10 protein-coding genes are annotated in these 18,522 nt (G+C 72.8%); 6 read left to right on the top strand and 4 right to left on the bottom strand.

The genetic code is table 11. From position 1 onward, the window contains the following. Window positions 1-239: 239 nt before the first annotated feature. Window positions 240-1,403 carry a hypothetical protein gene (locus tag Q7L73_RS11825; protein WP_304689970.1) on the top strand — a complete coding sequence of 388 codons (1,164 nt, stop codon included), beginning with the start codon at window positions 240-242 and terminating at the stop codon, window positions 1,401-1,403. Between the two features lie 9 nt (window positions 1,404-1,412). Next, window positions 1,413-1,781 carry an STAS/SEC14 domain-containing protein gene (locus Q7L73_RS11820; protein ID WP_304689969.1) on the top strand — a complete coding sequence of 123 codons (369 nt, stop codon included), beginning with the start codon at window positions 1,413-1,415 and terminating at the stop codon, window positions 1,779-1,781. A 9-nt stretch (window positions 1,782-1,790) separates the two neighbouring features. Here Q7L73_RS11820 and Q7L73_RS11815 read toward each other — a convergent pair whose 3' ends face one another. From Q7L73_RS11815 to Q7L73_RS11805, 3 genes are all read right to left on the bottom strand, one after another. Then, window positions 1,791-3,488, bottom strand: a complete 1,698-nt coding sequence (locus Q7L73_RS11815) for a VanW family protein (protein ID WP_304689968.1) — start codon at window positions 3,486-3,488, stop codon at window positions 1,791-1,793. A gap of 116 nt (window positions 3,489-3,604) precedes the next feature. Continuing rightward, on the bottom strand, window positions 3,605-5,236 hold the full coding sequence (locus Q7L73_RS11810; protein WP_304689967.1) for a beta-1,3-glucanase family protein: 1,632 nt from the start codon (window positions 5,234-5,236) through the stop codon (window positions 3,605-3,607). Between the two features lie 115 nt (window positions 5,237-5,351). Then, window positions 5,352-9,209: an NEW3 domain-containing protein gene (locus Q7L73_RS11805; RefSeq protein ID WP_304689966.1), complete on the bottom strand. Its 3,858-nt coding sequence runs from the start codon at window positions 9,207-9,209 to the stop codon at window positions 5,352-5,354. Between the two features lie 330 nt (window positions 9,210-9,539). On the opposite strand from Q7L73_RS11805, the gene Q7L73_RS11800 reads away from it, so the two are divergent. The 4 genes from Q7L73_RS11800 to Q7L73_RS11785 all read left to right on the top strand — a co-directional run bounded on the left by Q7L73_RS11800 (window position 9,540) and on the right by Q7L73_RS11785 (window position 16,378). After that, complete coding sequence (locus tag Q7L73_RS11800) at window positions 9,540-11,129, top strand: cation:dicarboxylate symporter family transporter (RefSeq protein ID WP_304689965.1); 1,590 nt, start codon at window positions 9,540-9,542, stop codon at window positions 11,127-11,129. A gap of 16 nt (window positions 11,130-11,145) precedes the next feature. Next, window positions 11,146-12,255, top strand: a complete 1,110-nt coding sequence (locus tag Q7L73_RS11795) for a hypothetical protein (RefSeq protein WP_304689964.1) — start codon at window positions 11,146-11,148, stop codon at window positions 12,253-12,255. A gap of 92 nt (window positions 12,256-12,347) precedes the next feature. Continuing rightward, the gene (locus tag Q7L73_RS11790) at window positions 12,348-14,981 is read left to right on the top strand and encodes an Ig-like domain-containing protein (protein WP_304689962.1); all 2,634 of its coding nucleotides are present in this window, start codon (window positions 12,348-12,350) and stop codon (window positions 14,979-14,981) included. A gap of 8 nt (window positions 14,982-14,989) precedes the next feature. Beyond that, complete coding sequence (locus Q7L73_RS11785) at window positions 14,990-16,378, top strand: aminotransferase class V-fold PLP-dependent enzyme (protein ID WP_304689960.1); 1,389 nt, start codon at window positions 14,990-14,992, stop codon at window positions 16,376-16,378. A 1-nt stretch (window position 16,379) separates the two neighbouring features. Here Q7L73_RS11785 and Q7L73_RS11780 read toward each other — a convergent pair whose 3' ends face one another. Next, complete coding sequence (locus Q7L73_RS11780; protein ID WP_304689958.1) at window positions 16,380-18,452, bottom strand: hypothetical protein; 2,073 nt, start codon at window positions 18,450-18,452, stop codon at window positions 16,380-16,382. Between the last annotated feature and the right edge of the window lie 70 nt (window positions 18,453-18,522).

Raw genomic sequence — 18,522 nt, 5'->3', positions numbered from 1 at the left:
GAAGCCGCTGATCTGCGGGAATCTGCCGTTGCCGTCGGGCAGCGACGCGACGCCGTGATCGAGACGGCCAGCAGCGGCGCCACGAGCCGGGACGGTCGGGCGAACGGACTACGGGGCAACAGGTCACTTCCTTCCGGGGTGGGAATCGCCCGCGAGGAAAGTCGATCCTGGGAGGGACAGTGTTGACCAGCGTTGAACGGTCTGGGCGCGCGGTCCCGCGATCTGTAGGATCGCGCCGCATGACGGTGTCACGGCACACCCGGAACCGCTGCACGGCGCTCGCGCTGACCGTGCTGGCGGGAGTCGGCGCGTCGGACGGCACGGCCGCCGCGGCGGCGAGACCGAGAGCGGATCGCTGGGCGCCGACGGTCGCGCTCGTGAGAGCGAAGGTCGACGGAGTCGCGGTCGGCGACGTCGGGGTCGCGGAGGCGAGATGCCCCGGCGGCTACTCGGTGCTCGGCGGCTCCTACATCATCGGCGGCGGCTCGCTGTTCGCGCACGCGGCCGGGGCGACTCCGGTCCCGGACAAGAACCTCTACCGCGCGATCGTCGTCAACCCGCCCGTCAACGCGTTCGCCGGCGTCGGCGCGCAAGACGCGACGATCACGGCGGCGGCGATCTGCGCCGAGGACGGCCGCCCGGTCGTCTTCGACGGGCCGATCGGGCCGCCGAAGCACCGCGGCGGCGACAGCACGATCCCCGACCCGGGGCTGCGCAACGGCAACCTGCCCTCGACGGTCGACTTCCGCGTGGACGAGGCGACCGGCGTCCAGAACGGTGACGTGCGCAACGTCAACACGGGCTGCCGCTCCGGCGCGCTGTCGGTCTTCAGCGGCGGCTACACGATCGGCGACTCGCTCTGGGGCCACGCCGCCAACGCGGCCGTCCTGTCGCAGAGCAACGACTACTCGGCGACGCTCGTGACGCCGCCGTCGAACCCGTCGCTCGGCGTCTTCAGAGCGAACGCGTCGATCCGCGTGCTGGCGATCTGCGCGGCCAACCGCCGGCCGGTCGTCTTCAACGACGGGCCGACGATGGCGAGCGCGCGGACGGCCGCGAGAGCGAGATCGAGAGCGAGAAGAACGCCGAGAATGCGCGGCACCGTCAAGCTCGTGAAGAAGCAGGTCGGCGGGATCGTCTCCGGCAGCGTCCGCACGGTCAGCGCCAGATGCCCGGCCGGCTACGTGGTCTTCGGCGGCTCCCACCTGATCGGCGGCAACTCGGTGCTGACGCATCCGATGGCCGCCGCCGTCACCTCGAAGACGAACTCGTACAGCGTCACCGTCGTCAATCCGCCGGTCAACGTCAACGCCGGCATCCCGAGAACGACCGCGACGCTGCTCGTCGCCGCCACCTGCACCCGCCGCGCGACGCCGCTCGTCGTCGACGGCCCGTTCGGGTAGGACCGCTCCATGATCGAGCGCATCGAGGACATGCCGCCCGGGACCGTCGGCCTGCGCGCGTCGGGCACGCTCAGCAAGAGCGACTACACCGACGTGCTGGAGCCGGCGCTGCGCGACGGCGTCGCCTCCGGCGAGCTGCGGCTTGTGTTCCTGCTGACCGACTTCCACGGCCTCGCGCCCGGCGCCTGGGCCGAGGACGTCAAGACCGGTTTGCAGGCGATGGTCCGCGACCACGCCGCCTGGCGGCGGTTCGCGTTCGTCACCGACGTCGGCTGGGTCGCCAGATCGATGCGCCTGTTCACCTGGATGGTCCCCGGCGACGTGCTCGTCGCCGAGCCCGGCCAGCTGGAGGAGGCGAAGGAGTGGGTCCGCGGCTGACGCGGGCCGCTACTCGTCGAGCGGTCTGTACGTCGTCGTGCGCGGGGTGCGGGTGACTCTGCCGTCGCCGTACCTGACGACGCGCGTGACCTCGATCGAGAAGCCGTCGCCGTCCGCTCTGCGCGGGCCGGTGATCGCGCGGACGCTGCGGCCGCCGTTGTCGCCGTAGAGGCTGACCGTCACCGAGGTGTCGGTGCTGGTGGCGCGGACGAGGATCGGGGCGCCGGTGTCGTTGGTCCAGGTGAGGTCGATGTCGGGGTAGTTGAGCGTCGATTCGCGGCCGGGCGGATAGCGGTCGATGAAGGCGCTGTGCGGCTGGCTGCTGTCGAGCTGCAGGCCGGCGAAGTAGGCGGCGTTGTACATCGTCGTGGAGAACTGCGAGACGCCGCCGCCGACCGACGGCTCGAGTCTGCCGTCGGCGATGAACGGCGCCGGCACGTAGCCCTTCGCGCGCGTGCGCTCGCCGGTGACGCCGTTGAGCGAGAACTGCTCGCCGGGCGCGATCACGGTGCCGTTGACCGCGCTCGCCATCGTGCGGATGTTCCTGACGCGCGGCTGGCCCGGCTCGTAGTAGGTCGTGAAGGTGCCGATCAGCTGGCTCGATCTGCGCGCGGCGCTCGTCGTCACCTCCGGCGCGATCCTGGTCGTCCGCGCGCGCACGCTGTGGCGGTCCTCGCGCACGGCGGCGGTGACCGCGCGCGCGAGCGCCGGCTGGTCGATTCTGCTGCCGGCCCGTGCCGGCGCGATCGTCACGCGCACGCGCCGCGGTCTCCACGACAGGTCACCTCTGCCGTCGACCACGACCGTGCTCGCGGCGTCGGCGACGTGGGCGTCGCGCGGGGCTCTGTCGCGCGCCTTCGCGATCCCGGCGACGAGCTGGTCGACCGCCTCCGCGTCGACGCCGAGCCGCACGCGGCGGCCGCCGTCTATCGGCTCCAGCGCCAGCACCCTCGCCAGCTCGCGCGGCGCGACCTGCGTCGGCGCCCCGGCACCGGCCACCGTCAGCGGCTCGGTGAGGTAGTCGCTCGCCTCGTTCGCGGCCGCGTCGACCTCGGCGGCCGAGACGACCGGCGCCGCTCTCATCGCGATCCGCAGCGGCCCGCTCGAACGCGCCAGCAGCGCCGCTCTCAGCCGCGCCTGCAGCTGGTCGGCGTCGATCACGCGGCCGGCGTGCGGCGGGTCGGCGCTGACGTCGAGGCTGTCGGATATCTGCAGCTCGCCGCTGAAGGAGGGCTCGTCGACCGCTCTGGCGATCCGCTGCACGGCTCGCCGCAGCGCGACCGGGTCGACCTGGGCGACCGGCTCGACGTGGCGCGTCGAGACGAGCCCCGCGAGCGTCGAGGGCAGCCCGCCGAACAGCCCGCCGCGGCCGGCACGGAGCGCCTCGCGCACGGTCGCGTCGACGGCGACGCGATAGCCGGCCTGGCGCGGCTGGACCGTCAGCCGTCTGCCGCCGGCGATCACGACGACCGCGCTGCGCGGGTTCGCGAGCGGTCTCAGCTGCGCCCGCAGCGCGGCTCTGTCGCGCCCGCCGACGTCGATCCCGGCGACGGTCGTGCCCGGCAGCGCCTCGCCGCGATGCGTCAGCCGCACGATCAGCGGGGTCGCGATCAGCGCCAGCACGAGCAGGACCGGTGGGACGACCGCCAGCAGCAGCGGGCGACGGCGGCGGCGCTGGCGAGCGGGGCGAGGGCGCGAGCGCGTCAACGGCTGCGCGGGGGACGACGGACCATCCAGACCAATCTACGCGACCACGCCGCTCGGCCCGCTCGCGGGCGTCGCGGCGGTGGACGCGATCGCGCCGCTCGGCCGGGTGCGACGGCTCACCTGCGCACGAGCACGACGATCGCCGAGCGGCGCAGCGGCTTCGCGTGCGGCCGGCGGACGACGACCACCACGCGCGTGCGCAGGCGGTGGTGGCGGCGCAGCGCGCGCAGGCCGTGGCGGGTCAGCCGCAGGCGCAGCGCCGCGCGCGGGCCGGCGTGCGCGATCCGGCCGCGCGCGACGAGGCGGCGGTCGTGACGGGCGCCGAGCGCGACGCGGCCGCAGCGCAGGCGGCCGCAGCGGACGCTCCCGACCCACACGACGCGGCGCTCCACGCGCACGCGTCTGCGCAGCGCCACGCGGGCGGCGATGCGGCGGTGCGGGGCGGTCGCGCGGCCGGGGCGTCTCGCCGCCGGTGCCGGTGCGGGGGCCGCGCCGGCCGCCGGACCCGGCGTGATCGGATCGGCCGGCTGCGCGGGCGGCTCCGGCAGCGGGTTCGCCGGCACCGCGGCGCCGCAGGCGAGGTTGCCGCCGGCGACCGGTCTGGCGTCGCCGCTGTCGGGCAGGATCGTCAGCTTCAGCGTCTGCACCGTGCCGCCGCTGCCCGGCTGGTCGAGCCCGACGGTGACGCGCTTGGAGGCGTCGCTGTAGGGGTTGCCGTAGACGTCGGCGTAGGCGTTGATGACGGCCGCGTACTTCTCGCAGGTGGCGAACGGCGACAGTCTCGCGCGGGCATCGCCGAAGGCCGGCTGGTTGAAGCCGTTCGGGCACCAGGAGCCCTGCGCGGTCGTGACCGCGTCGCTGCAGAAGGCGATCGCGTCGTTGCCGTAGACGCCGCCCCACAGCCCGGTGCTGAAGCCGGCGTAGAGGTCGCGCGTGATCGCGCCCTGGAGCGTGTTCGGCGTGCCCGCGCCGGTGTAGATCGCGTCGATCAGCGTCTCGCCTGCGAGCTGGAAGCTCGCCGGCGCGGCGCCCGCGGGATCGCTCGTGCCGGACAGCGCGATCGAGCCGTCGGCGGCGAAGGTGCCGCTGTAGGCGCTCGTCGTGAAGGGGCTGCCGAAGAAGGCCGTGTGCAGCGTGACGGTCTGGCCGGCGAGCGAGCGGACGTAGTCGCCGAGGTCGGGGTAGGCGTCGCTGTGCAGCGGCGAGACGACGCGCACGATCTCGCCGCCCGCGCCGCGCACGGTCGCCTGCGGGCCGCCGGGGATCTGCTGCAGGGCGCTGAAGATCGTCTGCGAGTTGGCCGCGCCGAGCGTCTCCAGCGTTCTGCCGGCGCCGTCGAGCGTCGCCAGCTGCATGCCGATCCCGAACTGGTCGACGGCGGTCAGGTTGGCGACGTCGGAGGAGCTGGGCTTGACCGTCAGCTCGGCCCAGTCGAAGCGCGTCGGCGAGGAGAAGGGGACGCTCGTCGTGACCGGCGCGCCGTAGGCGACGTAGACGCGACCGGAGACCAGCGTGTCGACCGTCAGCGTGCCGCCGGGGATCGAGGCGAGCGTGACCGGCACGTCGTCGCTCATCCCCGGCACGTCGAACGAGTCGCCGGCGACGGTCACGTAGACGTCGTCGTCCGGCACGCCGCTGTCGTTGACGAGCTGCAGCTGGAGCGCGCTCGCGGCCGGCGCGGGGGCGAGCACGGCGAGCAGCGGGAGCAGCGCGGCGGCGAGCAGCGCTCGACGGACAGGGGCGGTCATGCCCCATCGATCGGCCGCGCGGCCGCCGGCTGAAGCGGCCGGCCCGCGGGGAGGCGTCCCCGCGGGCCAGCTCAGCGACGCCGCCCGGCCGCGGCGGGCCGGGCGGCGGCTGTCGTTACCGCGTGACGCGCAGCTTGACCTGCTGCGTGACCGTCTCGCCGCCGACCTTCATGCGGACCGTGACGGTGTGGGTGCCGAGCGCCGCCGTGCGGCCGATCGTCAGGCGCACGCGCACCACGCGCGATCTCCCGGCGGCCAGCGTCGCGAGCTTGAGGGAGCGCGTGCCGCTGGCCTTCAGCGACTTCGGCGCCGTCAGCGTCAGCCGCGACCCGGCGAACGCGGCGCTCGTGTCGTTGCGGAGGCGGAACGAGACCGTCGCGGTGCGGCCGCGGCGGACTCTCGTCGCGCCGGCTCTCGTCGCCGCCAGCGAGAAGGTGCCGTCTCTGCCGTCGGCGCCCGCGTCGCCCTTCGCGCCCGCGTCGCCCTTCGGGCCGGCCGGGCCCGCGGGACCGGACGGTCCGGCCGCGCCGTCGCGGCCGTCAGCGCCGTTGGCGCCCGTGTCGCCCTTGGCGCCGGCACCTCCGTTGGCGCCGTCTCTGCCCGTGGCGCCGGTCGCGCCGTCTCTGCCGTTGGCGCCATCGCTGCCGTCGGCGCCGTCCGTGCCGTCTCTCCCGTTTGAGCCGTCGGAACCGTCTCTGCCGTCGGCGCCGTCTCTGCCGTTGGAGCCGTCGGAACCGTCTCTGCCGGCCGGCCCGGTTGGGAGCAACGTGCTGGTGCCCGTCAGCGGCACGCGCAGCTCGCCGCTCGCGGTGTTCGTCGCGACGACGAGCGTCGCGCTCGACGCGGTGTTCTCGCGCGCCGGGGAGAAGCGCAGGCCGACGCTGCACGACTGACCCGGCAGCAGCGTCTCGCCGGCGCAGTCGTCGAGCGTGACGAGGAAGTCGTGGACCGACTCGCCGTCGCTGTCGAGCTTGCGCACTCTGCCGATCCGCAGTCTGCCGGAGCCGCCGTTGGTGACGGTGAGGACTCTCGGCGCGCCGGTCGTCTGCGCCGCCTGCGCGGCGAAGGCGATCGACGCCACGTTCGCGGCGGCGATCGTGCCGACGGGGCCGGTCAGCTCGAACCGGTCGGTGCGGGACTTGCGCCGCCAGTCGTTGCGCTCGTCCTTGTTGTCCAGCCCCGTGTGGAGCTTGTCGTAGCCCTGGTCCATGATCAGCTGCAGCGACTGGCCGGGCGCGAGCCGTGCCGGCATCTCGCCGATCCCCTCCCAGGCGCCGGCGTTGTCGCTGTGGTCGGGCTCGAGGTCGGCCGGGACCGGCGTCGTCAGCCGCACCGGGGCGACGGCGGGGTCGCCGTCCCACGCCCACAGCGCCTGTTCGCTCGCGCTCGTCGCCGGGCCGGCGGTGCCGGACAGGATCAGGTACTCGCCGGCGGCGTTCTTGCGGATCTCGCGGATGCTATGGCCGCCGAGGTCGAGCAGGATCGGGTCGCCGAAGCGCGCTCTCGTCTCGCTGCCCTCGGTCAGCGCCGCGACGTTCAGCAGCGGCACGATCAGCGCTCTGCCGTCGGCGGCGGCCGGGACGACCGGCGAGCGGAAGCCGAGGTACAGCGCGCTGTCGTCGGGCGAGAACTCGGCGCCCTCGATGTTGAAGCCCTTCAGCTCGGTCGGCGGGAGGTTGCCGATGTCGGTGTCGTCGAGGCCGAGTCTGCCGCCGAAGCTCGCATGGTCCCACGCTCTCAGGTCGCTGCGCAGGTTCTGGTAAGGGAGGCCGACCGGCTCAAGCCGCGCGCTCGCGCCGCTGCCGCTCAGGCGCGTCTGGAAGATGCGGTGACGGCTCGGCTCCGGGTTGCCGCTCTTCTTGTTGCCGTGCGAGCCGAGCCAGTAGACGCGGTCGCCCTTGCGCGCCGCGGACTCGAAGTCGATCTCGCCGTTGGTGCCGCCGGGGCTGAAGGTCGCGACCTCGCGGCCGGAGACGCGCGCGTCGTAGAGGCGGATCGCGGTCTGCTCGTCGTCGGCGACGAGCAGGTGACCGTCGCCGACGGCGATCGCCGTCGAGGCGTCGCTGGTGCCGAGCAGCACGCGGCTGGTCGGCGTCGTCGCGCGCGAGACGACGTAGGGGAAGGCGACCTGCTCGCTCTTGCCGGTCGGGCCCGTCACCGTGACGGTGACCGTCAACGCGCTTCCGGCGGTGTGCTGCTGCGGATGCAGGACGATCCAGCGATCGGCGCCGCTGCCGCCCACTTCGACGTCGTCGGGACCGAGGACGGTCGCGGGGTCGCGCACGGTCTCGGTGGTCGCGTTCGCGACGCTGACGCTGAGTCTCAGCTGCGCGGCGTCGATCAGCCGGCCGTCGGCGCCGAGGGCACCGACGTAGAACGGGATTCTCGTCCCGCCGGGCTCGAGCGCGACGCCTGAGCGGCCCTCCGGCAGCGTCGTCGCGGTGGTCGTCCCCGGGATCAGCGGATCGCGGTACTGCGTGCCGTCCTGAACCCCGATCACGGGCTTCTCGACCTCGCCGTTGGTGACCGTTGCGCTGAGGTCGGAGGTCGACTGCCGGCCGCTGGTGAAGCAGGAGACGCGCACCGACAGTCTGTGCCCGAGGTCTTGCGGCGAGACGGTGTAATAGACGGCGGTCGGCGGGTTGGCGCCGAACGGCGGGTTCTCGGGCGCGTCGATTCTGGCGCTGTGCGGGTTGACGACGATCTCCTGACCGTCGCGCAGCCACTGGTATCTGAGGTCTGCGCTCAGGCAGGCGGGGGCGTCGCCCGGCGCGTCGCCGAGCGTGCCGGGGTCGGTCACGGTCAGCGTCGACCAGACCGTGGCGTCCCCGCTGACCGTCGGCGGGGTGCCGTCGTTGGGGTCGGCCGGCGGGGTCGAGAAGGTGACGACCCAGCGCGTGTCCGGCACCGCCGCTCCGGGTGCGATCGATGCGAGCGCGACGCTCGCGGCGCTCTCGTCGGTCACCGTCAGCAGGCCCGTCGCGGGGTCGTAGCTGCCCGCTGTCACGGGATTGACCGCGACCGGGTTGGCGTACGCCGTCATCTGTCTCAACGGCGGCAGGACGATCCCGCCGGCGTGGTAGGGCCCGACGTAGAGGTTCTGGCTGCCGCTCTGGTTGGAGGACGGCAGTCTGGTCCAGCTGTCCAATGGGGTCAGGTCGGTGATGCGGTTGAAGCTGACGCTGAGGCCGCTGGTGGACGTCGTGTACTGACCGAGCTTGCCGCTGCCGAACGGGGCCAGCGAGGAGATGTCGGTGATCCGGTTTCTGCTCAGGTTCAGCGTCGTGATCGTCGCGCTGTCGAGCTTGGCGGCCAGCGGTGACGGGTCCGCGATGCGGTTGCCGCTCAGGTTCAGCGCCGTCGCGCTCTTGAGGCTCGGCAGCCCGCTGACGTCGCTGATCGAGTTGTTGGCCAGCGACAGCGTCGCGAGTCTCGTGAGCGAGGCCAGCGGCGACGGGTCGATCACTCTGCCGCCGGACACCGTCAGGTTGACCAGGTTCGTCAGCCCCGCGATCGGTCTCAGGTCGCGCACGGCGCTGCTGCCGACGCTCAGCAGCTGGAGGCCGGTCAGGTTCGCCACCGGCGCGAGGGTGGTGTAGGTGCTCGGCGTCGCCGTGTTCGGCAGCGTGATGCCTCTGAGGTTCACGAGCGACTCGATGCCGGTCAGGTCGGTGAACGGGCCCGTCAGGCTCTGCGAGCCGGTCACTCTCGCCGCGTCGCCGTAGGTGACGTCCTGGTCGGCGGGGCGGCTCGTGCTGATCTTTCTGTTGATCTGCGCCTTGAGGGTGGCGTCGGGGATCGCGACGACGTCGCTGTCGGCGGCGCGGGCCGCGGCGGGGGCGAGCGGGATCGAGGCCGGCGCGAGCGTCAGCCCGCCGGTCAGCAGCAGCGCCGCGGCGGCGCCGGCGAGCGCGCCCGTGCGGGAACGACCGAGCGCTCCGGCCGACGGCCGCGAGGAGGGGCGGGGAACCATTGGACTCCGTGATCGGACAGTGGCGCGGGCCTCTGGCAGGCATCGCGCCGATGACCGCGACATCGTCCGGATCGGTCGCCCCTTTCGCGTTACGTTCGTGTGATGCGAACGCGCCAAGTGCGCATGCGCTGACACCACGTCGCGCGATTGGTCGCATCGGACGTTCGACTGGGCGCGTTCGCTTTACCAGACAAACTCGACCAGGTTGGTGTAGTTTAAGCCGAAGTCAGAGGACGCAGGTCGGCAGGGCGCGTCAGGTCTACGGAAGGGCGAAGGGCAGCAGGCATGAATGCGAACGGGTCGGGGGCGGCAACGCTCGCCGCGGTGGCGGTGAGCTGGGTCGCCATCTGGTTCCTGCGCAAGCGGAACCTCAACTTCAGCCTCATCGCGCTGTTCGCGCTCGCGGTCGGCGTGCCGATCGGCCTCGTCGCGAAGGAGCACGTCGACGCGATCGCCCCGATCGGGACGATCTACATCAACGTCCTGCTGGCGACCGTCGCGCCGCTGATCCTGATCGCGATCATCTCCGCGATCACCTCGCTCGACAGCCTCGCGAAGCTGCGCAGCATCGGCCTGCGCTCGATCTTCTGGCTGCTGCTGAGCAACGCGCTCGCGGTCGTGCTCGCGCTCGGCCTCGCGCTCACCTTCCAGCCCGGCAAGGGCGTCGGCAACCAGCTCGGCGGCCTCTCGACCGACGCCGTCCAGGGTCAGGTGCAGACGTTCAGCCAGGTCGTCGTCGACTTCTTCCCGTCGAACGTCGTCCAGAACTTCGGCGCCAACGACATCATCCCGATCATCCTGATCGCGGTCGTGCTCGGCGTCGCCTATCTCGCGATCGCCGAGAAGGAGCTGGCCCAGGTCCGCATCTTCCGCGACGGCGCCGAGGCGCTCAAGCTCGTCATCTTCAAGGCGGTCGGCTACGTCATCCGGCTCACGCCGTACGCGGTCGTCGCGCTCACCGCCCACATGGTCGGCAGCAGCTCCAACCTCGGCGACGCGTTCAAGTCGCTGCTGGGCCTGCTGGCGCTCGTCTGGGTCGCCTGCTTCATCCACATGTACCTCGTCAACGCGGCGATCCTGAAGGCGTTCGCGGACGTGCCGATCGTGCCGTTCTTCCGCAAGATCTTCCCGGCGCAGCTGACCGCGTTCAGCACCCAGAGCAGCGTCGGCACGCTGCCGGTGACGACCGCGCGGCTGACCCGCCAGGTCGGCGTCCACTCCGAGATCGCCCACTTCACGGCGCCGCTTGGGAGCACGATCGGCATGCCCGGCTGCTCCGGCATCTGGCCGATCATGGTCGCCGTCTGGGGCATCAACGCCTACGGCCTCCACTACACGCTCGGCGACTACGCGCTGCTGGCGCTGCTCGGCGTGATCGTCTCGGTCGGCACCGCCGGCGTCCCGGGTGCGGCGACGGTCGCGGCCGCGACCGTGCTGTCGGCCGCCAACCTGCCGCTGGAGTTCGTCGCCGCGACGATCCCGATCAGCATCATCGCCGACATGGCGCGGACGTCGACGAACGTCACCGCCGCGGCGGTCAGCGCGACCGTCGTCGCGCGCCAGACAGGGCTGCTCGACGACGACATCTTCGACGGCCGCGTCGAGTTCTACGACGACGACGAGCTGTCGGAGTCGGAGGTCGTCGGCAACGGTGCGCACAACGGCGCGTACCCGGGCATGCCGCCCGCCGGCGCCTACCCCGGCCTTCCCGCACCCGCCTGGCCGCAGCAGCAGCCGGTCGGTGCACACCAAGCTGTTCCAGTCCCGTACCACGGCATCCCGGTCACCTGGCCGCGCTACGTCGTGCCGTACGAGGGCGTCCCCGACCCCGCGTGGCAGCCGCCGGCCAACCCGGCGCCGCACCACCCGAGGGTCTACTGGGGCGCGGACGAACTCGCCGTCGCCGACGAGCAGAGATAGCCAGGAGAAAAAGACAGTGAAGCCTTGGACGCGCGCAGCAGGCGCGCTCCCCGTCGGCGGCATCGCGCTCGGCGTCGCCCTCTTCGGGGCGGCACCTGCACACGCGATCACGAACCCGGCCGACCATCCGGCGCCGATCAGCATCACGATTGGCGGCCAGACGTACCACGATGGCGAAGACACGCTGCCCGGGTACGACGACGAGGCCTGCACGCCGATCCCCAACGTCGAGTACGACTTCGGCGCGAACCAGATCCAGTACTACGACGACGACGGCAACCTGCTGAGAACGGCGAACTGGACCGAGTGGGACCGCATCAGCTCCTACAGAACCTGGCTGGCGCAGCAGAGATCAGGGACCGGCACGAGAACGCCGACCACGACGACACCGACCACGACGACTCCGCCGCCGGCGACCCAGACGCCGACGCAGACCCAGACGCAGACGCCGTCGACCTCCGCGCCGACGACGTCCGCGCCGACGACCAGCGGCGGCGGCACGACGACCACGACGAGCGGCTCGGGCACGAAGACCAGCTCGGGTTCGAAGACGACCAGCTCCGGGTCGAAGACGACCAGCTCGGGCGGCAAGAAGACGAGCTCCGGCTCGAAGACGACGAACTCCGGGTCGAAGACGACCAGCTCGGGCGGCAAGACGACCAGCTCCGGCTCGAAGACGACCTCGACGGGCGGGTCGACCTCGACCGCCGGCGGCTCGTCGACCTCCTCGGCTGACGGCGGCGACGCCGCCGGCGCGGTGGCGGGCGCGGGCGCGGCCGGCGCGGGCAAGGCCGGCGCCGGCAAGGCCGCCGGCGGCAAGGGCGGCGGCGCGGCCGACAACGGCGATGGCGCCGCGGCCGGCAACGGCGACGGCTCCGGCGACGGCGCTGCCGCTGCAGGCGCCGCGGCCTCCGGCGACGGGACCGCTGCCGACGGCGCCGCCGCTCCCGCCAACGGCACCGAGACGAGCGCCGACTACGAGCTGGCCAGCTCGCCGGCCGGCACCGACACCCGCCTCGCCGGAGAGCTGATCCTGGCCGCCCTCGCGGGGCTGACCGGGCTCGGCCTGCTGTTCGGCTTCGGCAAGCGCTCACGCCCGCGCAGCAGCACCACCACCACACACTGACACCCACGAAGAGACGAGAGATCGTGACGAACTTCCATCGCTGGAAGCGGTCCGCTGCTGTCCTGGCAGCGGTCGCTCCCCTCGCCGTCGGCGTGACGAACGCCGCTGCCGCGCCGTCGCGCAGCGCGAACACGACCGACTACACGACCGCGAGATTCCTGCAGTCGACGCTCGGCCTGTCGACCAGCGACAGCGACCCGGCGATCGAGCCGGTCACCTATGACCACTTCCAGTGGCTGCTGCAGCAGGAGGGCAAGTTCGCCGTCCTGATCGGCGACCCGGCGCTCGACGCGAGCTTTGCCGCGCGCGCCCAGGACGTCGAGGCCGCCGCCGACGCCGCCGGCGTCGAGCGCGTCTTCTGGTTCGACCCGAACCTCTCGGGCAGCGTCAGAGTCGGCAACGTCAACGAGCCGAACCTCGACATCCGCAACCCGGCCGGCATCACCTCGCTGCCGACCGCGTCGCGGACGATCTACGGCAACGCCTGGCTGAACCTCGTCGGCCAGTACCTCGGCAACGGCGTCAGCCTCGCCTTCTCGGGCGGCGCGGTCGGCTCCGAGAGCACGGTCATCAGAGGCACGACGAGAGCGAGCGTCGTCAACGACGCGGGTGGCAGCGGCACCAGCACGAAGGTCGGCGACACCGCCGGCGGGGCGCTCTACGACTACACGGCGACCGACCTCGACCCGGACGCGTCGGACTCGTACTTCTTCATCTACGACAAGGACAACACGGCCGGCGGCCAGCCGCAGAGAATCGTCTCCTGGACGAACCTGACCGAGCAGGCCGACTCCGCCTCGGCCAGAAGAGACGCCGGCACCGCGATCGCGACCGCGGGCGGCGCCTCGAGACTCTCCGAGATCGACCAGTTCCACTGGTGGAAGGAGGAGAGCAACGAGCGCCAGGTCGAGCAGGCCGGCAGCGTCTCGGCCGGCGGCACCGTCCCGGTCATCACCGACGCCGACGACGCCGACGAGTGGCGGATCGAGCAGATCACCTACCCCGAGCTGGTCCACCTGCTGAAGAGCGACGCGAGAAGAGACGCGGTCATCCTCTTCGGCGGCACCTGGTGCCCGAACACGCGGCCCGTCCTCCCCGCGATCAACAGATACGCGCAGGAGAACGACGTCCACGTCTTCAACTTCGACACCGTCCTCGACGGCGGCACGGTCGGCGGCGCGACGACGAGCGCGGTCAACCCGCTGCAGACGCGCAACCTCGCCGCCAGCGGCGCCACGACGAACGCCAACGCGAGCTTCCTCTACGGCGACCTCGTCGACCAGCACCTGACGAACATCAGAACGCAGTACGACCCGTCGAGAAGCGCCTCGCAGTCGGTCACGTACTACTCCGGCGGCGACAGCGGCAGCTCGCTGAAGACGACGAGAAAGCTGCAGGTCCCGTTCCTGCTCGGCTACAGAGGCAGCACGAGCAGCGATCCGAACGCCGGCGTCACGCGCCAGTGGATCATCGACAAGGGCGACGGCACCTACACCGAGTACATGTCGTCGTGGGCGTACGTCAACCCGCAGCCGAACCAGCTCAACCTCAGCACGCTGCCGCTCGACGCGCCGATCTGGACGACGCTCAACGCCCAGCTGGCGGCGTTCAGCTGGCAGACCGATCCGGCGACGCTCTACCAGAACACCGCGATCGACTCCGACGCGGCGCAGTTCCTGACCGACGCCGACACGGCGACGGTCACCTACACCGCTCCCTCGACGGTCGCCGTCGCCAGAGGCGGCGCCAACCCGAGAGCGGTCAGCCCGGCCGCGCTGAGCGCGGCGCTGACGACGCTCGGCGGCTCCGCACCGGCCAGCTACAACGACGCGAAGGCCGCCTACGTCGCGGCGCAGCCGTCGCCGAGCGAGGCGCTGACGACGGTCGTCGCCGCCTGGGGCCTGGCGCAGAACCGCAAGAACAGCATCAACAGAGTCTGGGGCAACGCCACGACCCCGAGCAGCATCGCCGGCGGCGCCGCCGCCAAGCGCGCGGCCGAGGTCTTCTTCGGCGGTCTCCCGGGCGGCGTCGTCTCGACGCAGACGGTCACGGCCGACCCGTTCAAGGCCGGCACCAACGGCTCGATCTCGATCGCGATCGCGAACGAGTACGGGCGCGTCCCGGCCGGCGACGTCTCGCTCGTCGTCAAGCAGGGCGGCGCGACGGTCGTGACGGGCTCGGCGACGGTCGTCGGCAACGCGGCCTCGTTCGCGCTGCCGCCGTTGGCCGCGGGCAGCTACGACTACACGCTCGCGTACGCTGGCGACGACCAGATCGCGCCGTTCAGCAAGAGCGGCTCGCTGACGGTCACGCCGGCCGACGCGGTCATCCCGCCCCCGCCGGTCGACAGAACCCCGGTCACGCCGCCCGGCGGCACCGGCAACCCGCCGGAGACGAGAAGCCCGGCGCCGGCGCCGGCGGTCAAGAAGGTCAAGGCCAAGAGCGTCAAGGCCGCTGTCACGAAGTTGCCGACGAGCAAGGCCGGCGGCAGCCTCAAGCTGACGGTCGCCGCGCCCAAGGGCACGGCCGCCGCGACCGGCAAGGTCACGATCACGCTGAAGAAGGGCAAGACGACCAAGAAGGTCACCGGCACGCTGAAGAAGGGCGTCGTCACGGTGAAGCTGCCGAAGCTGCCGAAGGGCACCTGGAAGGCGACGATCGCGTGGGCCGGCGACGCGCGCTACCTGGCCGTCAAGACGACCGCCACCGTCAAGGTCAAGAAGTAGTCGCACGCGTGTCGGCCACGGAGCAGCATGTCCACGCCGGCGAGCGCCTGCTCGCGCTCGTCGGCAGCGACCTCGAAGTGCCGCTCGTGGGCGGCGAACGGGTCCGGTACGCGAACCTCGACAACGCGGCGAGCGCTCCGGCGCTGGAGCAGGTCGCCGACGTCGTCGCGGAGCTGCTGCCGTACTACGGCAGCGTCCACCGCGGCGCGGGGTTCGCGTCGCTCGTCAGCACCGAGGCGTACATCCGCGCACGTGAGATCGTGCGCGGCTTCGTCGGCGCGCGCGAGGACGACCTCGTGCTGTTCACGCGCAACACGACCGACGCGTTCAACCTGCTCGCGGGCGCGCTGCCCGCGGGCACGACGGCGCTGACGTTCGCCGGCGAGCACCACGCCAACCTGCTGCCGTGGCGGCGCGGCGACGTCCGCCACCTGCCGATCCCGGCCAGCCCCGCCGCGGCGCTCGCAGCGCTGGAGACGGAGCTGGCGGGACTCGGCGGCGGCCCGGCGCTCGTCTCCGTCACGGGCGCCTCGAACGTGACGGGCGAGATCTGGCCGATCGAGCAGATCGCCCAGCTCGCGCACCGCCACGGCGCGCGCGTCGCGCTCGACGCCGCGCAGCTGGCCGCCCACCGGCCGATCGACGTCGCCGCCTGGGACGTCGACTACGTCGCCTTCTCCGGCCACAAGCTGTACGCGCCCTACGGCGCGGGCGTGCTGGCCGGGCGGGCCGACTGGCTCGACCAGGGGCGGCCGTACATCGCCGGCGGCGGCGCGGTCCGCCGCGTCACCGTCGAGGAGGTCGAGTGGACGACCGGCGCGGCGCGCCACGAGGCCGGCACGCCGGCCGCGCTCGGCGCCGTCGCGATCGCCGCGGCGGTGCGGGCGCTGGACGAGGTCGGCTGGGAGCGCGTCGTCGCGCACGAGCAGGAGCTGCTGGAGCGCCTGCTCGCCGGGCTCGACGCGCTCGACGGCGTGCGCACCTACGAGCTGTGGGAGCGCGGCCACGACCGCGTCGGCGTCGTCAGCTTCAACGTCGACGGCGTCGACCCGGCGCTGCTGGCGGCGGCGCTCGCCGCCGAGCACGGCATAGGCGTGCGCGACGGCGCCTTCTGCGCCCATCCGCTGATGGACCACTTCGCCGCTGGCAGCGGCGACGGCCACGGCGGGCGCTTGCGCGACGCCGTCCGCGCCAGCATCGGCGTCGGCACCTCCGCCGACGACATCGATCGCCTGCTGAGCGCGGTGCAGCGGCTCGCGCGCGACGGCGCGAGCTGGACCTACGTCGCGCGCGACGGCTACGTCGTGCCCGAGCCCGACCCGCGCCCGCGGCCCTCGCTCGGTGGGCTGCTGGACGGCGGTCCGGTCGCGGGCGGCGGCTCGGCCTGTCGCGACTGACCTAGCCGGTGAAGGAGGGCCGCTCCGTCTGTCTCGGGGCGGCTGTTCTCTGCGCGACTCTGGCGCGCGGGATCAGCAGGGTGACGGCCTGGCGTCTGGTGACTCTGGCGCCGTTGCCGAGCGTCGTGTTCACGGTCAGCGTGGTGCGCAGCTTGCGCACGCCCTTGCGCTGCTGCTCCTTGACGAAGGAGGCCGGCAGCTTCAGCGGCAGCGTCTTGGTCTTGCCGGCGGCGACCTTGATCCCGGAGAAGCGGACCAGCACACGCGTCGTCTTCGACGCCGAGCTGCGCGCCCGACCGCCGGTGATCGCCAGCGTCAGCGTGCCGGAGACGCTGCACGGCTGGCCGGGCGGGCAGACCAGCGGCAGTCTGACGGCGCCGGACTGCGTCACCACGGCCGGCTGCGCGACGCCGATCGGCGAGGAGGCGCCAACCGGAACGGCCGGGTTTCTCGGCGCAGGCACCTCAGCCGGCTTGACGGGCGTCACCGGAGCGGGGGCCGCCGGGGCCGGGTTCGACGGCGTGGGGACCGGCGTGCTCGGCGTCTGCGGCTGTCTCGTCTCCGGGTCTCTGGTCTCCGGATCTCTCGTCTCCGGCTGTCTCTCCTGCGGTCTCGGCTCGAGCCCGGTGCCGATCAGCTTGACGCGACCGTTGCCGGTCCAGGCGTCGGAGCGGACGCTGAACTCGCCCAGCAGCTCGCCGAGCGCGCTCGGCGCGAATCTGACGACGACGGCGCAGGTCGCGCCCGGCGCCAGCGTTCTGCCGCTGCACTGGTCGTCGGCGGCGCTGTAGTGAGGGCTCAGCTCGATCGGCGCGGTCGGCATGTAGACGCCGATGCGGATGCCGGTCAGCTCGCTGATCGCGACGTCGGCGTCGCCGACGTTGGCGACGGTGATCGTTCTGGTCGTGCTGGCGCCCAACTCGACCTCGCCGAACAGCGCGTCCGGCGACGGCGTCGCGGTGATCTCGCCGGCGTAGACGTGGAAGCTCTCTCTGCCCTCCGAGCCCGCGTGGGCGGCGTCGCCGCTGTAGGTCGCCGTCAGCTCGGCGTCACGCCGGGGGCCCGTGATCCACGACTGGCACTCGGCGACGCCGGACTCAGCGTCGACCGGCTTCGCGTCGCAGTTCTCGAGCGTGAAGCCGCCGACGCTGAAGTGGACGGTCCCGCCGCTCGGCACGGGGCTGACGGTCGCGCGGTACGTGACCGGATCGCCCGCGAGCACCTGGCCGCTGCTGACCGTCGCGACCGTCGTCGTCGCGATCGGGTCGGTCCAGCTGATCGTGACGTAGGCCTCGCCGCTGCCGAGCACGGCCGTGCACGTCGGCGAGGCGCAGAAGCTGGAACCGCCGCCACCGCCGGCGCCGGCGCTGTTGGCGCCGCCGGAGGCAGCGCCGGACCCGCCGCCGCCGCCGTAGTAGCCGGCGCCGCCACCGCCGCCGCCGGCCGATCCGGCGGCGCCGTTGCCGCCGGCCCCGCCGGCGTAGGCGTCGCCGTTTCTGCCGCTCATCGCCATGTTGTCCGCGTTGCCGCCGCCGACGCCGGGTGAGGCCGGGCTGGGTGAGGCCGGCCGGCCGCCGTTCGCGGCACCGGCGTCGCCGCCCTGGGCGGCGACGCTGATCGTGCCGGCGTTGCCGCCCGCGCCGCCGGTGCCGATGCCGAGGCTCGCGCCTCTGCCACCGCCGCCGGCCGCGACGATCCGCACGTCGCTCGTGTCGGGGCCGGTGGCGACCGAGCTGTAGCCGCCGCCGGCGGCGCCGGCGGACGTGCCGCCCGCGCCGCCGCCTCTGTCGACGCAGAGGTACAGCGTCTGGCCGGGCGTGACGTCGAGGCCGGCGGTGACGAGCGCGCCGCGGCCGCCGCTGCTCTTGCCCTGGGCGCCCTGGACCTCGAAGGTCGCCGAGGTGACGCCGGCCGGGACCTCCCAGGTCTGGCCGCAGCCCTGGGTTCTGAACGTGGTGGTGCCCGCCTGGGCGACGGCGGGGAGGGTCGCGAGCGCGACCGGGGCGGCGATGAGGAGCGGCAGGGCAGCGCGACGTGCCCCACGCGCGCGACCGCGCAAGGAGTGGGAGGACATGCGCGTGACGATGACACGTAGACGCTCACTCCGTAACTGGGAATTCATGAACTGTCACCGTCGTTACGAC

It is taken from the genome of Conexibacter sp. CPCC 205762 (assembly GCF_030646155.1).
Lineage (GTDB): Bacteria > Actinomycetota > Thermoleophilia > Solirubrobacterales > Solirubrobacteraceae > Conexibacter.
This window is presented reverse-complemented; position numbering and strand designations above follow the sequence as displayed.